Below are 389 nucleotides of genomic sequence, written 5' to 3'. Positions count from 1 at the left end.
CAAACAGCTTGCCTTCGCGCACGCTATCTTCGAGCGACTTCGCCTTCGCCAGATGCGCCGCAATCGCGCTGGCCAGCATGCAACCTGTTCCGCGCATCGATATAGCAAGGCGCGGCGTGTCGAAGTGGATGGGTTCATGATCGGAGCGTAACAGAATATCGGCCGATCGGGGACCCGACGCGTGCCCACCCTTGATCAGCAGGGCCTGAGGGCCGACGGCCTGCAGTCTTTGTCCTTGTTGGAGCGCACCGTCCTCATCCGAAGCCGGTTCGGAACCAGTAAGGAGCGCCAGTTCAGGAAGGTTGGGCGTGACAATGCAGCAAAGCGGCATCAAATCGCGCTTCATGGCAGCGATAGCGCCTGCTTCCAGAAGTGCGCGGCCTGAGGTG

General features: G+C 61.2%; 1 protein-coding gene. It reads right to left on the bottom strand.

The annotated features are described in order from the left end of the window. Window positions 1-346, bottom strand: a 346-nt coding sequence (locus EOB49_RS34810) for a PfkB family carbohydrate kinase (protein ID WP_245473005.1), incomplete at its 3' end; no start/stop codon positions are given. Window positions 347-389 lie beyond the last annotated feature (43 nt).

This window comes from Mesorhizobium sp. M7A.F.Ca.MR.148.00.0.0, assembly GCF_003997735.1.
GTDB lineage: Bacteria > Pseudomonadota > Alphaproteobacteria > Rhizobiales > Rhizobiaceae > Mesorhizobium.
This window is presented reverse-complemented; position numbering and strand designations above follow the sequence as displayed.